This window comes from Shewanella sp. 10N.286.45.A1, from assembly GCF_041470405.1.
Taxonomy (GTDB): Bacteria; Pseudomonadota; Gammaproteobacteria; order Enterobacterales; family Shewanellaceae; genus Shewanella.
The window spans coordinates 5,755-7,754 of record NZ_JBFRMK010000238.1; the positions used below are offsets into that span (position 1 = coordinate 5,755).

Genomic DNA, 2,000 nt, shown 5'->3' on the forward strand with positions numbered 1-2,000 from the left:
GTTGGTCTTGGAGATCTTCTCGCCACTATCAACATGGTGGCCACGCAATGTTGCGACTTCAATGACATCACGGCCAAACACAATATGTGCAAGACGGAAACGTCTGCCGACAAGGCGGCAATTACGGAAAAGGCGTTTTATCTCTTCCGGCGTAGCATTGGTTACCACGTCAAAATCTTTTGGCTGCATTCCCAATAGAATGTCACGCACACCACCGCCGACTAAGTAAGCCTTAAAGCCTGACTTATGCAGTCTGTAGAGAACTTTGATCGCATTTTCGCTGATCTGTCTACGAGAAATTGAGTGCGCTTTTCTAGGCACAACTTCTAAACTCAGACCTTCCTGAGTATCTTCTTCAGCTTTTGGACTATCGTCAAATAACTGTTTACAGAATTGGCTAATACGGCGAAAAATGGGACACCTCTGATTTGGATCTTAACTTAGGTAAAAACAAGTGGGCTATGATAACTCAATTAAAGCTCAATGAGTATACGATTCAGTTCACGTAATAAGGAGTATTTCAGATTGTGTAGGTACCTTCGTCATATCAAATTGGCTAATTGCTTGCACTAGCATCTTAGTAACGTCTGTTTCAGGTACAACTTCTGCTTGGCCTAAAAAGGTGAGTGCGGCATTAATACTGGCTTGTGGCTTAACAATATCAATTGCTGCAGCATGATTTTGTTTGGATAACTTACGGCCTTTTTCAGCGCAGGCTAACGGTAGGTGCAGCCAATCAGGGCTGGGGCAATTTAACAGCTTAAATAGACTTATCTGACGACAGGTAGGTTCGAGCAGATCTGAGCCTCGAACGACCTCGGTGATCTGTTGATAGATATCGTCAAGCACCACTGCCAACTGATAAGCATATAAGCCATCGCTACGTTTAATGATGAAGTCTTCAGCGGCAAATTGGCTATCGACTGCAATAGTGCCTTTTAGCTGATCTTGGAACTGTGCCACGCCATAACGGTTTCGAATGCGAATAGCTCCTGTTTTATGGGGCTGAATACGCGTTCCACATCGACCATCATAACTGCCGCCCATGGCTTTAATCTCTTTACGAGTGCATTGGCAATAGTAAGCGTTATCCGTTGCGAGTAATTGGTTAATCTGTTGCTGGTAAACATCCAGTCGCTGACTTTGATAAAGCACTGTGCTGTCCCAATGCATGCCATAGGCTGCTAGTGTTTTGAGTATTTGATCGCTAGCACCAGCAATTTCGCGCGGTGGATCAATATCTTCAATACGCACTAGCCATTGGCCGCCCACAGAGCGGGCACGCAAAAAACTGCCGAGGGCAGCAATCAATGAACCAAAATGAAGTGGACCAGAAGGGGACGGTGCAAAGCGACCGATATAGGGTGTCGAGTTAACCATGACGAAAAGAACAAAAGAGCGGAGCTTGAGCTCCGCACCTTATGATAGCGTTTAACCCGCCATCTGCTTTTCTTTGATCTCTGCAAGTGTCTTACAGTCGATGCACTGATCGGCTGTTGGACGAGCTTCCAGACGGCGAATACCGATTTCGATACCGCAAGAGTCACAGAAACCAAAGTCTTCTTCTTCGATTTTCTGTAGCGTCTTTTCAATCTTCTTGATTAGCTTGCGCTCTCTATCACGAGCACGCAACTCTAAGCTAAACTCTTCTTCCTGGGCAGCACGATCGACAGGATCTGGGAAATTGGCTGCTTCGTCTTGCATGTGATTAAGAGTACGATCGACTTCTTCACGCAATTGGTTACGCCAAGCTTCAAGAATTGTTTTGAAGTGAGCAGACTGCTCCTCATTCATGTACTCCTCACCGGGTTTTTCCTGGTAAGGTTTTACACCTGCGATAGCGAGCACGCCGAGTTTTTTAGTGCCTTCTGGCATAACGCATCTCCTGTTAATCATTTGCGTTGTAGGGCGTCTGTATAATAACGGGCGCTATCTATATCAGAAACCTACGATATAGGCAAATAATTTGTGTTATCTGGACTCTATTCTTTGACTATGTC

At 45.3% G+C, this 2,000-nt stretch carries 2 protein-coding genes and 1 pseudogene; all 3 read right to left on the bottom strand.

Features of this window, described 5'->3' with window-relative positions:
* Positions 1-321, bottom strand: a pseudogene (locus AB4238_RS16750) (polynucleotide adenylyltransferase PcnB); the annotation flags it as partial.
* Between the two features lie 180 nt (positions 322-501).
* Positions 502-1,380, bottom strand: a complete 879-nt coding sequence (gene gluQRS, locus AB4238_RS16755; RefSeq protein ID WP_372034458.1) for a tRNA glutamyl-Q(34) synthetase GluQRS — start codon at positions 1,378-1,380, stop codon at positions 502-504.
* A gap of 51 nt (positions 1,381-1,431) precedes the next feature.
* Positions 1,432-1,875 carry an RNA polymerase-binding protein DksA gene (gene dksA, locus AB4238_RS16760; protein ID WP_372034460.1) on the bottom strand — a complete coding sequence of 148 codons (444 nt, stop codon included), beginning with the start codon at positions 1,873-1,875 and terminating at the stop codon, positions 1,432-1,434.
* Between the last annotated feature and the right edge of the window lie 125 nt (positions 1,876-2,000).